The sequence below is a fragment of the Paraburkholderia nodosa DSM 21604 genome, assembly GCF_000519185.1.
Lineage (GTDB): Bacteria > Pseudomonadota > Gammaproteobacteria > Burkholderiales > Burkholderiaceae > Paraburkholderia > Paraburkholderia nodosa.
Map to the genome: position 1 here is coordinate 358,898 of NZ_JAFA01000003.1, position 15,445 is coordinate 374,342.

The following is a 15,445-nucleotide window of genomic DNA, read 5'->3' on the forward strand; positions in this document are numbered from 1 at the left end:
ACACCTTACGGTGCAACGGTTGAAGATGCGGTGCTGACCACGCGGCAAACGCGTAGTCTGATTCCCGACGATTCGAATCCGTGCGCGCCGCCGCGCGCGGCGTCATGCGTCGAACTGGTGTGGAACTTCGTCAAAGTTAACGGCAGCCGCACTGCAAGAATTGAGTGCTTTTTGAGCGAACGCCGAGCCGCGAAGATTACAGGCGTAAAAAAGGCGCGACGGCCTTCGCCGTCGCGCCTCGTGCTGAACGTATCCGCTCAGTCGCGCGTTAGCAGCACTTCCCTGCACCCGACCCATAGCGGGCGTTTTGCCGCTCGCGGAAAAACTCCTCGTAGGTCATGACCGGGCGGTCGGGATGCGTCTCGCGCGCATGCGCGACGTAGCCCTCGTAGTCCGGCAAACCGACCATCAAGCGCATGGCCTGGCCGAGATAGCGCCCGGCTGTCTGTACGTTGTCGCGAAGTCCCGAGAACATGATGTGCTCCGTTCAGTAACGTCGATTCAATGCACGCGATTCGTCACGGCCGCCGCGCCGCCAGCCGGCATCGCCTGATACGGCGTTTCCTGCACGGTCGGACGGTCGATGCGGCGCGCACGCGCAATCGCGATCAGGCCATATACGACGATGCTCACCACGACGAAGATGAACAGGCCCGAGAGCGCGGCATCGACGTAGTCGTTGAAGACCATGCGCTGCATCTGCTCGAGCGACTTCGCGGGCGCGACGATCTTGCCATCCGCGATCGCCGCCGAGAGCTTCTGTGCGTGCGCGACGAAGCTCACCTTCGGGTTGCTGTCGAAAATCTTTTGCCAGCCCGCCGTGAGCGTGCAGATGAGGAGCCACACCGTGGGAAGTGCCGTGACCCATGCGAACTTCTCGCGCTTCATCTTGAAGAGCACGACGGTGGCGAGCATGAGCGCGATACCGGCGAGCATCTGGTTCGAGATGCCGAAGAGCGGCCACAGCGTATTGATGCCGCCAAGCGGATCGACCACGCCTTGATAGAGGAAGTAGCCCCATGCGGCCACGCACAAGCCCGTGGCGATCAGGTTTGCGGGCAGCGATTCCGTGCGCTTGAGCGACGGGTGGAATGTGCCGAGCAAATCTTGCAGCATGAAACGGCCCGCGCGCGTGCCCGCGTCGACGGCGGTCAGGATGAAGAGCGCTTCGAACAAGATAGCGAAGTGATACCAGAACGCCATCATCGCCTCGCCGCCCACCACCTGGTGCAGGATCTGCGCCATGCCCACGGCCAGGGTCGGCGCGCCGCCTGCGCGCGCGACGATGGTCGTTTCGCCCACGGCCTGCGCGGTGTGCGTGAGCATCTCCGGCGTGAGCACGAAGCCCCAGTGACCCACGGTTTGGGCGACGGCGTCCGGCGTCGTGCCAAGCACGGCGAGCGGCGCGTTCATCGCGAAGTACACGCCCGGCTCGATCACCGAGGCGGCCACGAGCGCCATGATCGCGACGAACGATTCCATCAGCATCGCGCCGTAACCGATGAAGCGCGCGTTGGTTTCGTTATCGAGCAGCTTGGGCGTCGTGCCCGACGAGATCAGCGCATGGAAGCCCGACACCGAGCCGCACGCGATCGTGATGAAGAGGAACGGGAACAGGTTGCCCGACCAGACCGGGCCCGTGCCGTCGATGAACTTCGTGAAGGCCGGCATCTTCAGTTCCGGCGCGACAATCAGAATGCCGATCGCGAGCGCGAGAATCGTGCCGATCTTGAGGAACGTCGAGAGGTAGTCGCGCGGCGCGAGCAGCAGCCACACCGGCAGCACCGAAGCGACAAAGCCATAGCCGATCAGGATCCAGGTGAGCTGCGTGCCCGTGAACGTGAACCAGGCTGCCAGCGTGGGCGAATCGTGCACGTGCTGGCCGAAGGCGATGGAAGCCATCAGCAGGACGAAACCGATGATCGAGATTTCCCCGATCTTGCCCGGGCGGATGTAGCGCACGTACAGGCCCATGAAGATCGCGATGGGAATCGTCGCGGCCACCGTGAACGTGCCCCACGGCGAGTTCGTGAGCGCCTTCACCACGATCAGCGCGAGCACCGCGAGAATGATGATCATGATGAGGAAGGTGCCGAACAGCGCGATCACGCCGGGCACCGGGCCGAGCTCCATCTTCACGAGGTCGCCCAGCGAGCGGCCGTCGCGGCGCGTGGAGAGGAACAGCACCACGAAGTCCTGCACGGCGCCCGCAAACACCACGCCCGCGAGAATCCAGAGCATGCCGGGCATGTAGCCCATCTGCGCGGCCAGCACCGGGCCCACGAGCGGACCCGCGCCCGCAATCGCCGCGAAGTGATGGCCGAACAGCACGTATTTGTTGGTGGGCACGAAGTCGAGCCCGTCGTTGTGGCGCACGGCCGGCGTCATGCGCAGGCCGTCCAGCTGCAGAACCGTGCTCGCGATGAAGCGGCTATAGAAACGATACGCGATCAGATAGACGCACACGGCGCAGATCACAATCCACAGTGCGCTGATGCGCTCGCCGTGCGCGAGCGCGATGGTGCCGAACGCGAACGCGCCAAGCAGCGCGACCAGCGTCCAGACGACAAAACTGGATGTCCGATTCATGCGGTGTCTCCATTGTGTTTTTAGCTTTGTGTCCGGCATCGGAACCGGACCCTCGCGCGCCGTCCACAGCATCGTGGCGAGGGCGGCGCATGCATGACGCATTGCGCCATGTCGTGGGCGGTAGTATTCGCTTTCAGACCGTCAGCCACAACCGGACAACTACGTAAGCGCGCTACGTAGAACTACGTAGGGAAGGCAACAGTTCGTTGCGCACGCAACGACAATCGTCCCACCGCGCAAGGGCACCCTCTTGCGCGGCGAGTGAATTTGGCGCCTGCGCCGCGCGCGCCCGGTTATGCTTGTAGACTCAGCTTCCGAACACCGTCATGCCCGCCCCATTTTTCTTCGCCGACCGCCGCCTGAAGACGAAAATCTTCCTGCTCGCGGTCGTGCCGTTCCTCGCCGCCATTGCCGGCATCGGGATCGGCGTGCGCCAGCAGGCCACGCAGCTCGCGCAAACGCAGCACGCGACCATGCAGAGCGCCTATCTGTCGAGCAAGGAGATCGAGCTGCGCCATTACGTGGAGCTGGCCACGAGCGCCATCGCGCCGCTCTACGCGCCCGAGGAAAACGCCAGCGCCGCGTTGCCCGCGCTCGAGAGCGAAGCCGACCGCCAGCTGGCCGCGCTAGCCGTGCTGCAGAAGATGGACTTCGGCCCCGACGGCTACTTCTTCGTCTACGACATGCACGGACGCACGCTCATGCATCCGCGCGAGCCCGCGCTCGTCGGCCAGGATCTCTGGAACCTGCGCGACCCGCAGGGCGCGCTCACGATCCAGCAACTGATTGCCGCAGCCCAGCGCGGCGGCGGCTACGTGCGCTATATGTGGCACCGGCCGTCCACGGGCAAGCTCGCACCCAAGCTCGGCTATGTCGTGCCGCTGCCGCGCTGGGGCTGGATGATCGGCACCGGTATCTATCTCGACGACGTCGATTCGACGCTCGCGCACATCGACGAGCGCGCCTCCGCGAATATCGAGCACACCATTCAGTGGCTCGGCGTGATCGCACTCGCGGGCGTGCTCGTGATCGCGCTCGGTGCGCTCGTGCTCAACGTGAGCGAGCACCGCAGCACCGATGCCAAACTCAAACGCCTCGCGCAGCAGGTGGTCGAGTCGCAGGAGCAGGAGCGGGCGCGGCTCTCGCGCGAACTGCACGACGGCATCAGCCAGATGCTCGTTTCGGTGAAGCTGCTGCTGGAGTCGGCGCTGGCTCGCTTCGAGCGCGGCGAAACGCGCGTGCCTGCCGCCGAAGCGTCGCTCGCCACCGGCCTCTCGCGGCTTTCCGACACGCTGCGCGAAGTGCGCAGCATCTCGCACGCCCTGCGCCCCTCGATGCTCGACGACCTGGGCCTCGCCGCCGCGCTGGAGCAGCTCACGCGCGAGATGGCCGAGCAGACGGGCATCGAGATCGCCTTCACGCAAACCGCGCCGAAGCCGGCGAGCCGCAAGGCGCCGGTGCCCGCGCTGCCGGACGCCGTCAACACCGTGCTCTTTCGCATTGCGCAGGAAGCGCTCACCAACATCGTGCGGCACGCGCAAGCAGCGCGCGCCGCGCTCACGCTCGAGGTCGCCGCGAGCGGCGTGACACTCGGCATTGCCGACAACGGCCGCGGCTTCGACGTGGCGCACGCGCTGGCTGACCCGCGCGCGGGTCTGGGCCTGCGCAACATGCGCGAGCGCCTGGAGGCGCTGGGCGGCCGCCTCGACATCACCTCGCAGCCTGGCCATACGCTCGTCACCGCGTGGGTGCCTGTTGCGTCGAATGCGGCGTCCAATGCAGCATCCAGAGCCGCCGCTGTATCAGGAACGCCGACATGACGATGACGAATGCAAACGTGAACGATTCGACCAGCCCCGGTGCCAGGCCCGCGCGCCTCGTCCTCGTGGACGACCATCCGCTCGTGCGCGACGGCCTGCGCGCACGGCTCGAAGCCGTGCCGGGTTTCGAGGTGGCAGGCGAAGCGGGCAACGCCGACGAGGCCATCGCGCTCGCCGCGTCGCTCGAACCCGATCTCGTGCTGATGGACGTGGGTATGGCCGGCGTGAACGGCATCGCGCTCGCGGGCATTTTCCACGAGCGCTTTCCGGCCATCCGCGTGTTGATGCTGTCGATGCACGACAACGTCGAATATGTGACCGAGGCGGTGCGCGCGGGCGCGAGCGGCTATGTGCTCAAGGACTCGCCGGCCACCGAGATCATCCGCGCGATCGAGGCGGTGCTGGCCGGGCGCACGTATTTCAGCGCGGGCTTGAGTGCGCGCATGATCCAGGCGTCGGTGCGCAGCACGCCCGTCGAGCGTCTCACGCCGCGCGAGCGCGACATTCTCGACGCGCTCGCGCAAGGACTCTCGAGCAAGCAGATCGCGCAGCGCGAGGGGCTTTCGGTGCGCACGGTGGAAACGCACCGGCTCAACCTCAAGCGCAAGCTGGAGATCGAAGGCCAGGCGGAGTTGATCAAGTTCGCGGTGGAGCACCGCAGAAAGTGAAACGGGCGCTCCGGCTTACCCGGAGCGCCCGCAAAGTCACAGTGCGTGTGCAACCACTGAACGACGATCAGCTGCGCGCGTTGTGGTCGACGAGGAACTTGATGAGGCCGTCGATGCCGCCCTTGGCGATCTGGTCGGCGAATTGCGTCTGGTAGACCTGGATCAGCCACGCACCCATCATGTTGATGTCGTAAATCTTCCAGCCGTTGGGCGTTTGCGTGAGACGGTAGTCGATGGCGTCGTCGCCGCCGTTGCTGATCACATGCGACTGCACCACGGTGTCTTTCGCGCCCCCACCCGTGTTCGAGGGGGCGAACTTGAAGGTCACCTGGGTATCGCGAAGTTGCGAGAGCGACGAGGCGTAGGTCTTTACGAGCAGGAGTTGAAATTGCTCATACAGCTTCTGCTGCTGTTCGGGCGTAGCCGTCGCCCAGGGTTTGCCAACGGCGATCCGCGTGGTGCGTTTGAAGTCGGTGGCGGGAACGAAATGGGTCTCGACCACCTGGGTGATCTTGCTCATGTCACCGCCGCGTGACTGCGGGTCGGCCTGCATCGCCTTGACGGTGCCTTCCACGGCGGCCTTGACGATGGCGTCCGGCGTGGTCTGCGCGAACGCGGCGCCCGAAGCGCCCGTGAAACAGGCGGCGACGAAAAATGCGGTCAGGTAACGTTTCATACGCTCTTCTGGAACAGTGAAATTCAGGCGCCGGTACAGTGCGACTCAGTGCGTGCGGTTAAGTGCAAGTGCAATCACGTAACCGTCGCGCCGCCGGCTGAGCCAGTATAACGGCTTTGGCAGATGCGCTGCCGGGGCGCCGCCTGAGCCCAGGTGTGCATGACCCGCGCCGGGACGGGCGGGGCCGGTATACTTGTGCGTTTCGCGTCAAAGAACCTAATTGACAGGGCCCCCTCGCCTGTATGCTGAAGCCATTCATCATTAGCCTCGTCGCCTGGTCGGTGCGCCGCGCGGCGTGGGTGATCACACTCGCGATCGTGCTTGCCGTGCTCTCCGGCGTGTACGTCGTGAAGCATTTCAAGATCAATACCGACGTCAGCGGTCTCGTCGAGAACACAGCCCAATGGGCCGCGTTGAGCGAAGCCAAGGACAAGGCGTTCCCGCAGCGCGCGAGCTCGCTGCTCGTGGTCGTCGAAGCCGACGCGCCCGAGCTCGCCGACGCCGCCGCCGACAAGCTCGCGCAAGCGCTCAAGGCCGACTCGCGCGAATTCAGCGCCGTCTCACAGCCTGCGGGCGGCCCGTTCTTCCAGCACAACGGCCTGCTCTTTCCGTCCACGGCCACCGTGCTCTCGACCACGGGCCAGCTCGTGCAGGCGCGCCCGCTCGTGAACCAGCTCGCGAAGGACCCGAGTCTCGCGGGTCTGGCCGGCACGCTCACGACCACGCTGCAACTGCCGCTCACGATCGGCCAGATCAAGTTGCCGCAAATGGCGAATCTGCTTGGCAGCGCCGCCACCGTGGTCGACGAGGTGCTCGCTGGCAAGCCCGCGGCGTTCTCGTGGCGCGCGCTCGTCGACAAGGACTCGGCCACGAAGCCCGCCTTCGCGTTCATCACCGTGCAGCCGGTGCTCAATTTCGCCGCGCTCAAGGCGGGCGCGAACGCGTCGGAGGCGATCCGCGCGACCGCCGCCTCGCTTCATCTCGACAGCGAATTCGGCGCGCGCGTGCGCCTCACGGGCGAACAGCCGCTCGCCGACGACGAGTTCGCCTCGGTGCAGGACGGCGCCGCGCTCAACGGCGTGATCACGCTCGTCGTCGTGCTCGTCATCCTGTGGCTCGCGCTGCGCTCGGGCAAGCTGATCGGCGCAACGCTCATCACGCTCGTGATCGGTCTCGTCATCACGGCCGCGCTCGGCCTCATGATGATCGGCTCGTTCAACATGCTCTCGGTCGCGTTCATGGTGCTGTTCGTGGGGCTAGGCGTCGATTTCGGCGTGCAGTTCGGCGTGAAGTATCGCGAGGAGCGCTTTCAGGACGAGCGGCTCGACGCCGCGCTTCTCAAGACGGCGCGCACCATCGGCGTGCCGCTCACGCTCGCGGCCATCGCCGTGGCCGAAAGTTTCTTTTCGTTCCTGCCGACCGCCTACAAGGGCCTCTCGGAGCTCGGGCAGATCGCGGGCGTGGGCATGTTCGTAGCGTACGTCTGCAACATGACGGTGCTGCCGGCGCTCATCCGCGTGTTCAATCCCAGGGGCGAGCGCGCCTCGCCGGGCTTCGCGTTCCTCGCGCCCGTCGACAAATGGCTCGCCGAGCATCGCAAGCCGGTGCTGATCACCACGCTCATCATCGTGGTGGGCGCGACGCCCTTGCTGCTGCATCTGCGCTTCGACTTCAATCCGCTGCATCTTAAGGATCCGCATACCGAGTCGATGGCGACGCTGCTCGCACTCAAGAACTCGCCGGTCATCTCGATCAACGACGTGAGCGTGCTCGCGCCGTCGCTCGAAGAAGCCGACAAGATCGCCGCGCGGCTCTCGAAGCTGCCGGACGTGGCGCGAGCCACCACGCTCAGTTCGCTGATTCCCGACGATCAGCAGCAAAAGCTCATGCTGATCTCGAGCGCCGCGCAGCAGCTTCTGCCCGCGCTCACGCAGCAGCCGTCCTCGCCCGTGACCGACGAAGTGCGTGTGCAGACGCTCAAGCGCGCGGCCAACCAGCTCTCGCTCGCCGCAAGCGACCATCCGGGGCCGGGCGCGGCCGAGGCGCAGCATCTGTCCGACTCGCTCGCGAAGCTCGCGAACGCGAGCCCGGCCACGCGCGACCGCGCGGAAACCGCTTTCAGCCTCACGCTCAAGCTCGCCTTTGCGCAGCTCGCGCGCCTGTTGCAGCCCTCGGAAATCACGCGTGAAAACCTGCCGCCCGAGATGGCACGCGACTGGGTGGCGCCGACCGGCCAGGCAATCGTGGACATCGCGCCGCGCGTGCCGCCGGGCGTCGATTCCAACGACGACGTGATGCTCGCGCGCTTCGCACACGCGGTGAAGGCGGCGGAGCCGAACGCGATCGGCGGCCCGATCTCGATCCTGCACTCGGCGAACGTGATCATCCTCGCGTTCTTCCAGGCAGCGGGGTGGTCGGTGCTGCTCATCACGGCGCTGCTCTGGATCACGCTGCGCAATTTCGGCGACGTGCTGCGCACGCTCATTCCTCTGCTGGTATCGGCGCTCGTCACGCTCGAACTGTGCGTCGTCTTCGGAATTCAGCTAAATTTCGCCAACATCATCGCGCTTCCCCTGATGCTCGGCGTCGGCGTCGCGTTCAAAATCTACTTCGTGATGGCCTGGCGCGCGGGGCAAACCGGCCTCCTGCATTCGAGCCTCACACACGCGGTGCTTTTTTCCGCCGCGACCACGGCCACGGCGTTCGGAAGTCTGTGGCTATCGCATCATCCGGGCACGTCGAGCATGGGCAAGCTGCTCGCACTGTCCTTGTTTTGTACGCTGATAGGCGCCGTGGTGTTCCAGCCGGTGCTGATGGGCAAGCCGCGCGCAAAGCGCCAGAGATCGGAAACTCAGGGGATCGACCAATGAAGAAGAATCAAGCCGCGCTCACCATGGCGGCGGCGGGCCTGGCGCTCCTCGTGACGTCGGGTTGCGCCACGGGCCCCGACCGCAAACCGGGCGATCCGTTCGAGCCCGCGAATCGCGCAATTTTCACGTTCAACGACAAACTCGACACCTACATCGCGCAGCCGGTCGCCAAGGGCTACCAAAAGGTGACGCCGCAGCCGCTGCGCCAGGCGATCACGAACTTCTTCTCGAACATCGGAGACGTCGACAACTTTGCGAACAACGTGCTGCAGCTGAAGATCACCGACGCCGTCGAGGATCTGATGCGCATCGCGATGAACACGACCTTCGGTCTGGGCGGCTTGATCGACTTCGCGACGGCGGCCGGGCTGCCCAAGCATCATCAGGACTTCGGCCTCACGATGGGCCACTACGGCATGCCGGCCGGCCCGTATCTCGTGCTGCCGCTGTTCGGGCCCAGTTCGGTGCGCGACGGCATCGGCATGGCCGTGGACGTGAAGTTCAACGTTATCAACTACTTCGAGCCGGCGGTGCGCAACCCGATGTATCTCGCGCAGTTCATCAGCGCGCGCGCGGACCTGCTCGGCGCAACCGACCTCCTCAAGCAGGCCGCGCTCGACCCGTATTCGTTCGTGCGCGACGCCTATCGCCAGCAGCGCGAATCGCTGATTCGCGGCTCGCGTGGCAACAATGCGCCGCTGCCCAACTACGGCGAACCGGGCGGCGACGAGACACCGAACGAGAACGGGGCCCCCAATTACGAGGACCCAGGCGAGTCGGGCGGTGCCGGCGGCGCGGGTGGCGCGGCCGCCCCCGGCGCTTCGAACAATGGTCTGCCGAATTACGAGGATCCGGGCGAGGGGAGCGCGGCGGGCGCTACCGGGGCTGCTGCGAGCGGCGCGGCGGCGACGGGTGCGGCCGCGGCGGGCGCGGGTCCGGGTGCGGCTGCGGCGGCCGGCACGGCGGGTGTCGCGGCAGCGGCGGCCGCTTCCGCACCGGCGACGGCATCGGCGCCTGTCGCGGCTTCGGGCGGGACGGCGGTGCCAGCGAAGCCTGCGTCGGCGCCCTGAAAGCAACATAGCGCCCCCCCGTTTGCGGGCCGGCGGCGTCTGAACGCAAAAAAACCCGGCAACCTGGAAAGGTTGCCGGGTTTTTTTATCCTGCCGTGCGCGCCGCTCAATGCACCGAAGCGTCCTCGCTCTCGGCCTGGCGCTCCGCTTCGTTCGCCGCCGCGAGCGCCGTGGCGTCCGCCGTCGTCTGCACGGTCTGGCGATAGCGCTCGTAGGCTTCGTCGGCGTAGCGGATGCGTTCGCGGCCGTGCGGGGCCGGCGTGCCGTCCGCGCCGAGGTTCACGAACACCATCTTTTCGATCGTCAGGATGCTCTTGCGCGTGATCTTGTTGCGCACTTCGGCGCGCAGCGTGACCGACGTCCGGCCGAAGTCGGTGGCCGTTATGCCGAGTTCGATGATGTCGCCCTGACGCGCCGAGCTCACGAAGTTGATCTCCGACATGAACTTGGTCACCACACGCTGGTTGTCGAGCTGGCAGATCGCGTAGATCGCCGCTTCTTCGTCGATCCAGCGCAGCAGGCTGCCGCCGAACAGCGTGCCGTTCGGATTCAGGTCTTCAGGCTTGACCCACTTGCGAGTATGAAAATTCATGGCTGGTAACTCCCCGAAATGTGATTCGTCCCCAGCTCGCCAATACGAACCTAGGGTTAACACTGAGATGTTACCAGAGATAGGGGTTTACCCTAGGTATTTCAATAACCCGCCAGAATCATTTGGGGAAAAAGGCGCCGGTGGCCGTCAGCACCTGCCGTGCGGCACTCAGCGACTGGCGTGCCGATTTCGCGTCCGCCGCCACGCGCAGCAGGCCGCCCAGTTGCGCCGGGTCGCGCGCCAGCTCGCGCAGGACCGGGAGCACCGCCGTCGTGCCGTCGTCGCGCAAGCCGGCCATGGCCGCTTTCGGCAGGCTGCGCCACGCGGGATCGACGATCGCGCGGCACACCGCGAACGGCACGCCATGCGCGGCCGCCGCGGCGGCGGCCAGATGCGATTCCATGTCGACGGCGAGCGCCCCGCACGCGCTGAACAGCGCTGCCTTGTCCGCCGCGCCGGTGAGCGGCGCGGCAACGGCTGCCTCCACGCCGCGCCGGGTTTTTGAGGCGAGCGGCGAGGCCATCAGCACGTCGGCCATGCGTGCGCTCCAGGCGGCGTCGGTAGCGACGCGCCCGAACGGCCCTTCGATCGCTTGCGCGATCACCAGGGTGCCCGGCTCGAGATCCGGCGCAAGACCGCCCGCCGTGCCGAAGCTGACGATGCCCGCCGCGCCGTCCTTGAGCGCCGCCGCGAGCGCGCTCTGCAGCAGATCGGCGCGCGCGGCATAGACGGCGCGCACGCCGTCCTGGCCTTTGCCCGCGGCAATGCTCGCCTCGAAGGCCATTCCCGTCACTGCGATCACGGGCAGGGCGCGCGCCTTGATACCCGCCGCCGCGCTCACAGACCGACCGTGACGCGCGTCACGCCCGCGCGCTTGAGGTTGCGGTAGCGCGCAAGCGCCCACAGCGGGAAGAACTTGCGATAGCCGTGGTAGCGCAGATAGAACACACGCGGAAAACCCGTGGCCGTGAAGCGCGTTTCGTCCCAGAGACCGTGTTCCTGCTGCGTTGTCTGCAGATACTCGATGCCGCGTGCCACCGCCGGATGATCGACCGCGCCCACGGCCATCAGGCCGAGCAGCGCCCAGGCCGTTTGCGAAGCGGTGCTCGTGGCGCGCTCGTAGCCGCGGTATTCGAGCTTGTAGCTCGCGCCGTCTTCGCCCCAGCCGCCGTCGTCGTTCTGGATCTGCACGAGCCATTGCACCGCGCGCTTCATGCGCGGGTCGTCGTGACCGAGGCCGGCCGCGTTGAGGGCGCACAGCGCCGTCCACGTGCCGTAGATGTAGTTCATGCCCCAGCGGCCGTACCAGCTGCCATCGGCTTCCTGCTCTTCGAGCAGGTAGTTGTATGCCCGGCGCGCGTGCTCGCTCGCGGCCGGCAGTTCGCCGAGCTGCGCGAGCATCGAAAGGCAGCGGCCCGAGACGTCGGCGGTCGGCGGATCGAGCAGTGCGCCATGGTCCGAGAACGGGATGTTGTTCAGGTAGTACTGCGTGTTCTCCGGCTCGAACGCGCCCCAGCCGCCGTTGCTGCTCTGCATGCCGACCACCCATTCGCGCGCGCGCTCGATCGGGGCGTCATAGGCCCTCGTGTTGTCGAGCTTGTCCATGCGATCCATCGCGGCCACGACCACGGCCGTGTCGTCGACGTCGGGGTAGTGCGGGTTGGCGTACTGGAACGCCCAGCCGCCGGGGCGCACCGCCTCACGGCGCGAGATCCAGTCGCCGCGCACGTCGAGAATCTGCAGCGGACGCAGCCATTCGAGGCCGCGGCGCGCGGCATCCTCGGCACGGGCCTCGCCGGTCTCCAGCAGGGCATGCGCCGCCAGCGACGTGTCCCACACGGGCGAGAGGCAAGGCTGGACGTACGCTTCCTCCGTATGAACCGTCACCAGCTTTTCGAGCGACTGGCGCGCGATCGCGCGATGCGGATGATCGGCGGGATAGCCCAGCACGTCGTACATCATCACGGCGTTGGCCATGGCGGGGAAAATCGCGCCCAGGCCGTCCTCGCCGTTCAGGCGCTCGTCCACGAACGCCACTGCGGCGTCGATCGCGCGCTGGCGCAGGTAGGTCGGAAAGAGCGGATCGGTCACGCGCAGCACGCCGTCCACGGCGCGGAAGAAACCGAACCAGCCCTTGCTCTGATGCGGGGAGCGGGCGTTCAGGCCCACGCTGACCGGCGCGCCGCGGAACAGCTCGTCGATGCGCACGCCACGCGGGTTGCGCGCCACCGGACGCTTCGCGCCCAGCACGAGCAGCGGCACGATCACCGTGCGCGCCCAGTACGACACCTTCGACAGATGGAACGGGAACCACTGCGGCAGCAACGTGATCTCGACGGGCATGATCGGGACTGCGTACCACGTCACCACGCCAAACAGCGCGAGCAGGATGCGCGTGAACACGTTGACCTGCTCCGCGCCGCCCGCCGCGAGAATCGCCTCTCGCGCGCGCACCATGTGCTCGGCGTCTTCGGCGTCGCCGATCATCTTGAGTGCGAAGTAAGCCTTCACGCTCGCGCTCACATCCATCGCGCCGTCGGTGAAGAGCGGCCAGCCGCCGTCCGGCAGCTGGATGCGGCGCAGGTAGCGCGCGATCTTCTGTTCGAGCTCGAGGTTCGCGGTTTCGCCCAGGTAATGCACGAGCAGCACGTATTCGGCCGGGATCGTGGCGTCCGCTTCGAGTTCGTAGACCCAATGGCCATCGGCGCGCTGGTCGGCGAGGATCGCGTCGGTCGCGCGCGCGACGGCGGCGTCCAGCGTCGCGAGCGGTGCGGCGACCGCCGCGGCCGGCTCGCCGGCAAACGTGGGAGTGGGCATCGCCACGCCCGGCGTGGCGACGCCGAGCATGTCCTGGGATAAATCGTTCATCTACGTTCCAAATTTTCGGTCAGGAGCAGCTCGGCGGCCTTGCGGCCCGAGCGGATCGCTCCTTCGATCGTCGCGGGCAGACCGGTAGCCGTCCAGTCGCCTGCAAGCATCAGATTGTTCCAGCGCGTGCGCGTCGCGGGGCGGCGCCATTCCTCGTCGGGCACCGCGGCGAAGGTCGCGCGCGCATCGGCGCACACGCGCCAGGCGGGCAGCGGCTCGAGCGGCAGCGAGGCCGCCTCGGCCACGTCGGCCCATACGCGGCGCGCGATTTCCTCGGGATCGAGATCGAGCACTTCGTGCGCGTCGTGGATCGTCGCCGAGAGCCGCCCTTCGGCCGTGCACAGCCAGTGGGCCGTGCCGTTGACGAGCGCCATCGGCGTCACGAGGCCCGGCGGCGCCGTCACCGCGTAGTGCACCGTGACGATCGCATTGTGACGCTGCGGCGCCTGCAGCGCCGGCACGAGCGCCGCGGCGGCAGCCCCCGGCACGGCCAGCACCACCGCCTCGTCGGGCGCGAGCGTGATACGCCCGTCTGGAAAATCGAGTGCGACGACGCGGCCCGCCGCGTCGTCGTACACGATCTCCCGGAGCGGCGAGTCGAGGCGAATCGCCGCGCCGCCGTGCTGAAGCATGCGCAAGGCCGGATCGACGAACGCGCTGGAAAGGCCCCCGCGCGCCGCCAGCGGCCGGAACGACTCGCCGCCCGCCGTGAGCGACTCGCGCAGCATCGCCCCCGCCAGCTCCGCGCTGCCCACGCGCGGCTCGACATTGAGCGCGGTGAGAAAGAACGGGTGCAGCAGCCGGTCCCACAGCACGCCTTCGCAGCGCATGGTCTGCGCCATCGTGCGGCCCGGCTTGGCGAACAGGAGCGGCAGCAGCCCCAGATAGTCCGCGGCGCGCGTACCCGGCACGCGCGAGCGCGAGTCGCCGATCCAGAACGGCATGCGCGAACGCGAGAAGCGCACCGTCCAGCGCGAGCGCGCGGCGATATCCATGAACGCGAAGCCCGGCTCGGTGGGGCCGGCGAGCGCGTCGCCGGCGCCGATCGTGCGCACGTACTCGAGCGTGCGCGCATGTCCCGCCAGCACCAGATGATTGCCCGTGTCGAGCGTCGCCGAAAGCGTGCGGTCGTAGTACGAGCGGCAGCGTCCACCTGCCTGGCCGGCGGCCTCGTAGAGCGCCACCTGCACGCCGCGCCGCTGAAGCCGCACAGCCGTCGCGAGGCCCGCAAGCCCAGCGCCGATGACGTGGACTAGCCGAGGCATCAGAACAGCGCGTAACGCGCGACGATCCACATGAGCCGTGCGCGCGGCTTGCTGACTTTCGTGCGCGGCAGGTCGAAGCCGCGATCCACGGTGCGCTCGAGCAGCACGCGGTAGACGCCCGACATGATGCGCGGCGCCTTCACCTGCGCGCGCGGCGCGGCGTCCATGATCGCGTCGGCCTGAGCGAAGTGCGCGCGGGCGCGCTGCACGAGCGTCTCGCACACACGCGGCAGCGACGGGTCGGCGGCGATCGTGTGCGGATTGCCCGCCGCGATGCCTTCGCGCGCGAGCAGCTCGCGCGGCAGATAGCAGCGGTTGATGTCCGCGTCTTCGTCGATGTCGCGCAGGATGTTGGTGAGCTGCAGCGCGCGCCCCAGATGGTGCGACAACAAGCGGCCCGGCTCCTCCAGCATCCCGAAAATTCTCACCGACAGCCGGCCTGCGGCACTCGCCACGCGGTCGCAGTACAGGTCGAGCGTGTCCTCGTCGGGGGCGCAGATGTCCTCGGCGGCGTCCATGGCCATGCCGTCGATCATCGCGTGAAAATCTTCGCGCTGCAGCCCGAACGTATGGATGTGGCGCGTGAGCGCCGCGAGCGAGGCGCGCGGCGTGCCGGCATAGCACGCGTCGATGTCGGCGCGCCATTGGTCGAGCCCCGCCGCGCGCTCGGCGCGCGGCAGGTCGCTGTCCGCGATGTCGTCGACAGCGCGGCAGAAGGCGTAGACCTGATACATGGCGTCGCGCTGCGCGGGAGGCAGGATCCGCATCGCCAGATAAAACGAGCTGCCCGACGAAGCGGCGGCAGCGTCGGTTTGTTGTGTATCGTCCACGACGAGATTGGAAACAGCCAAGACGATCTCCGCTGGGGGGCGCCCTCACCGGGCGTTCGACTCTATTCGGGCCCGCATTGCCGCGGGTCGCCCGCGCGCGCGGACACGCGCGAGGCACCCGACCCTAAAATTGCTCGCCAGGAGGCGCGCAAGGCCGGAAACGGGCAAAAGTATATCAACCTTTAGGGGGGCCCGCC

Annotated in this window: 12 protein-coding genes; 4 read left to right on the plus strand and 8 right to left on the minus strand. The window is 67.2% G+C overall.

All coding sequences use genetic code 11. From position 1 onward, the window contains the following. Positions 1 to 268 precede the first annotated feature (268 nt). Entirely contained in the window at positions 269 to 475 is a 207-nt protein-coding gene (locus tag A3CW_RS0106200; protein ID WP_028202784.1) for a YbdD/YjiX family protein, read from the minus strand. Between the two features lie 26 nt (positions 476 to 501). Further along, on the minus strand, positions 502 to 2,589 hold the full coding sequence (locus A3CW_RS0106205) for a carbon starvation CstA family protein (protein WP_028202785.1): 2,088 nt from the start codon (positions 2,587 to 2,589) through the stop codon (positions 502 to 504). 326 nt (positions 2,590 to 2,915) lie between these two features. Between A3CW_RS0106205 and A3CW_RS0106210 the strand changes: the two genes are divergently transcribed. Then, positions 2,916 to 4,409 (plus strand): cache domain-containing protein, encoded by a 1,494-nt coding sequence (locus A3CW_RS0106210; RefSeq protein WP_028202786.1) that lies wholly within the window; start codon positions 2,916 to 2,918, stop codon positions 4,407 to 4,409. Between the two features lie 2 nt (positions 4,410 to 4,411). After that, complete coding sequence (locus A3CW_RS0106215) at positions 4,412 to 5,077, plus strand: response regulator (protein WP_035512466.1); 666 nt, start codon at positions 4,412 to 4,414, stop codon at positions 5,075 to 5,077. Between the two features lie 67 nt (positions 5,078 to 5,144). On the opposite strand, the gene A3CW_RS0106220 is transcribed toward A3CW_RS0106215, so the two are convergent. Then, the gene (locus tag A3CW_RS0106220) at positions 5,145 to 5,753 is read right to left on the minus strand and encodes an MlaC/ttg2D family ABC transporter substrate-binding protein (protein WP_028202788.1); all 609 of its coding nucleotides are present in this window, start codon (positions 5,751 to 5,753) and stop codon (positions 5,145 to 5,147) included. 242 nt (positions 5,754 to 5,995) lie between these two features. Between A3CW_RS0106220 and hpnN the strand changes: the two genes are divergently transcribed. Beyond that, positions 5,996 to 8,623, plus strand: a complete 2,628-nt coding sequence (hpnN, locus tag A3CW_RS0106225) for a hopanoid transporter HpnN (RefSeq protein WP_028202789.1) — start codon at positions 5,996 to 5,998, stop codon at positions 8,621 to 8,623. Continuing rightward, on the plus strand, positions 8,620 to 9,693 hold the full coding sequence (locus A3CW_RS0106230; protein WP_028202790.1) for an MlaA family lipoprotein: 1,074 nt from the start codon (positions 8,620 to 8,622) through the stop codon (positions 9,691 to 9,693). Before hpnN ends, A3CW_RS0106230 begins: the two co-directional genes overlap by 4 nt. A gap of 106 nt (positions 9,694 to 9,799) precedes the next feature. On the opposite strand, the gene A3CW_RS0106235 is transcribed toward A3CW_RS0106230, so the two are convergent. The 5 genes from A3CW_RS0106235 to hpnD form a co-directional block, all read right to left on the minus strand. Then, the gene (locus A3CW_RS0106235) at positions 9,800 to 10,285 is read right to left on the minus strand and encodes an acyl-CoA thioesterase (protein WP_028202791.1); all 486 of its coding nucleotides are present in this window, start codon (positions 10,283 to 10,285) and stop codon (positions 9,800 to 9,802) included. A 118-nt stretch (positions 10,286 to 10,403) separates the two neighbouring features. Continuing rightward, on the minus strand, positions 10,404 to 11,069 hold the full coding sequence (locus A3CW_RS0106240; protein ID WP_245623554.1) for a phosphorylase: 666 nt from the start codon (positions 11,067 to 11,069) through the stop codon (positions 10,404 to 10,406). Between the two features lie 53 nt (positions 11,070 to 11,122). Next, positions 11,123 to 13,153 carry a squalene--hopene cyclase gene (gene shc / locus A3CW_RS0106245; RefSeq protein ID WP_028202793.1) on the minus strand — a complete coding sequence of 677 codons (2,031 nt, stop codon included), beginning with the start codon at positions 13,151 to 13,153 and terminating at the stop codon, positions 11,123 to 11,125. Beyond that, positions 13,150 to 14,418, minus strand: coding sequence for a hydroxysqualene dehydroxylase HpnE (hpnE, locus tag A3CW_RS0106250; RefSeq protein WP_028202794.1), 1,269 nt, complete (start codon positions 14,416 to 14,418; stop codon positions 13,150 to 13,152). The genes shc and hpnE overlap by 4 nt, the downstream gene beginning before the upstream one ends. Continuing rightward, positions 14,418 to 15,269, minus strand: a complete 852-nt coding sequence (gene hpnD, locus A3CW_RS0106255) for a presqualene diphosphate synthase HpnD (protein WP_028202795.1) — start codon at positions 15,267 to 15,269, stop codon at positions 14,418 to 14,420. The genes hpnE and hpnD overlap by 1 nt, the downstream gene beginning before the upstream one ends. Between the last annotated feature and the right edge of the window lie 176 nt (positions 15,270 to 15,445).

What these genes read in the sequence shown, in the direction of transcription:
- A3CW_RS0106200 (WP_028202784.1), bottom strand. Translation starts at nt 475, where the DNA reads ATGTTCTCGGGACTTCGCGACAACGTACAGACAGCCGGGCGCTATCTC.
- A3CW_RS0106205 (WP_028202785.1), bottom strand. Translation starts at nt 2,589, where the DNA reads ATGAATCGGACATCCAGTTTTGTCGTCTGGACGCTGGTCGCGCTGCTT.
- A3CW_RS0106210 (WP_028202786.1), top strand. Translation starts at nt 2,916, where the DNA reads ATGCCCGCCCCATTTTTCTTCGCCGACCGCCGCCTGAAGACGAAAATC.
- A3CW_RS0106215 (WP_035512466.1), top strand. Translation starts at nt 4,412, where the DNA reads ATGACGAATGCAAACGTGAACGATTCGACCAGCCCCGGTGCCAGGCCC.
- A3CW_RS0106220 (WP_028202788.1), bottom strand. Translation starts at nt 5,753, where the DNA reads ATGAAACGTTACCTGACCGCATTTTTCGTCGCCGCCTGTTTCACGGGC.
- hpnN (WP_028202789.1), top strand. Translation starts at nt 5,996, where the DNA reads ATGCTGAAGCCATTCATCATTAGCCTCGTCGCCTGGTCGGTGCGCCGC.
- A3CW_RS0106230 (WP_028202790.1), top strand. Translation starts at nt 8,620, where the DNA reads ATGAAGAAGAATCAAGCCGCGCTCACCATGGCGGCGGCGGGCCTGGCG.
- A3CW_RS0106235 (WP_028202791.1), bottom strand. Translation starts at nt 10,285, where the DNA reads ATGAATTTTCATACTCGCAAGTGGGTCAAGCCTGAAGACCTGAATCCG.
- A3CW_RS0106240 (WP_245623554.1), bottom strand. Translation starts at nt 11,069, where the DNA reads ATGGCCTTCGAGGCGAGCATTGCCGCGGGCAAAGGCCAGGACGGCGTG.
- shc (WP_028202793.1), bottom strand. Translation starts at nt 13,153, where the DNA reads ATGAACGATTTATCCCAGGACATGCTCGGCGTCGCCACGCCGGGCGTG.
- hpnE (WP_028202794.1), bottom strand. Translation starts at nt 14,418, where the DNA reads ATGCCTCGGCTAGTCCACGTCATCGGCGCTGGGCTTGCGGGCCTCGCG.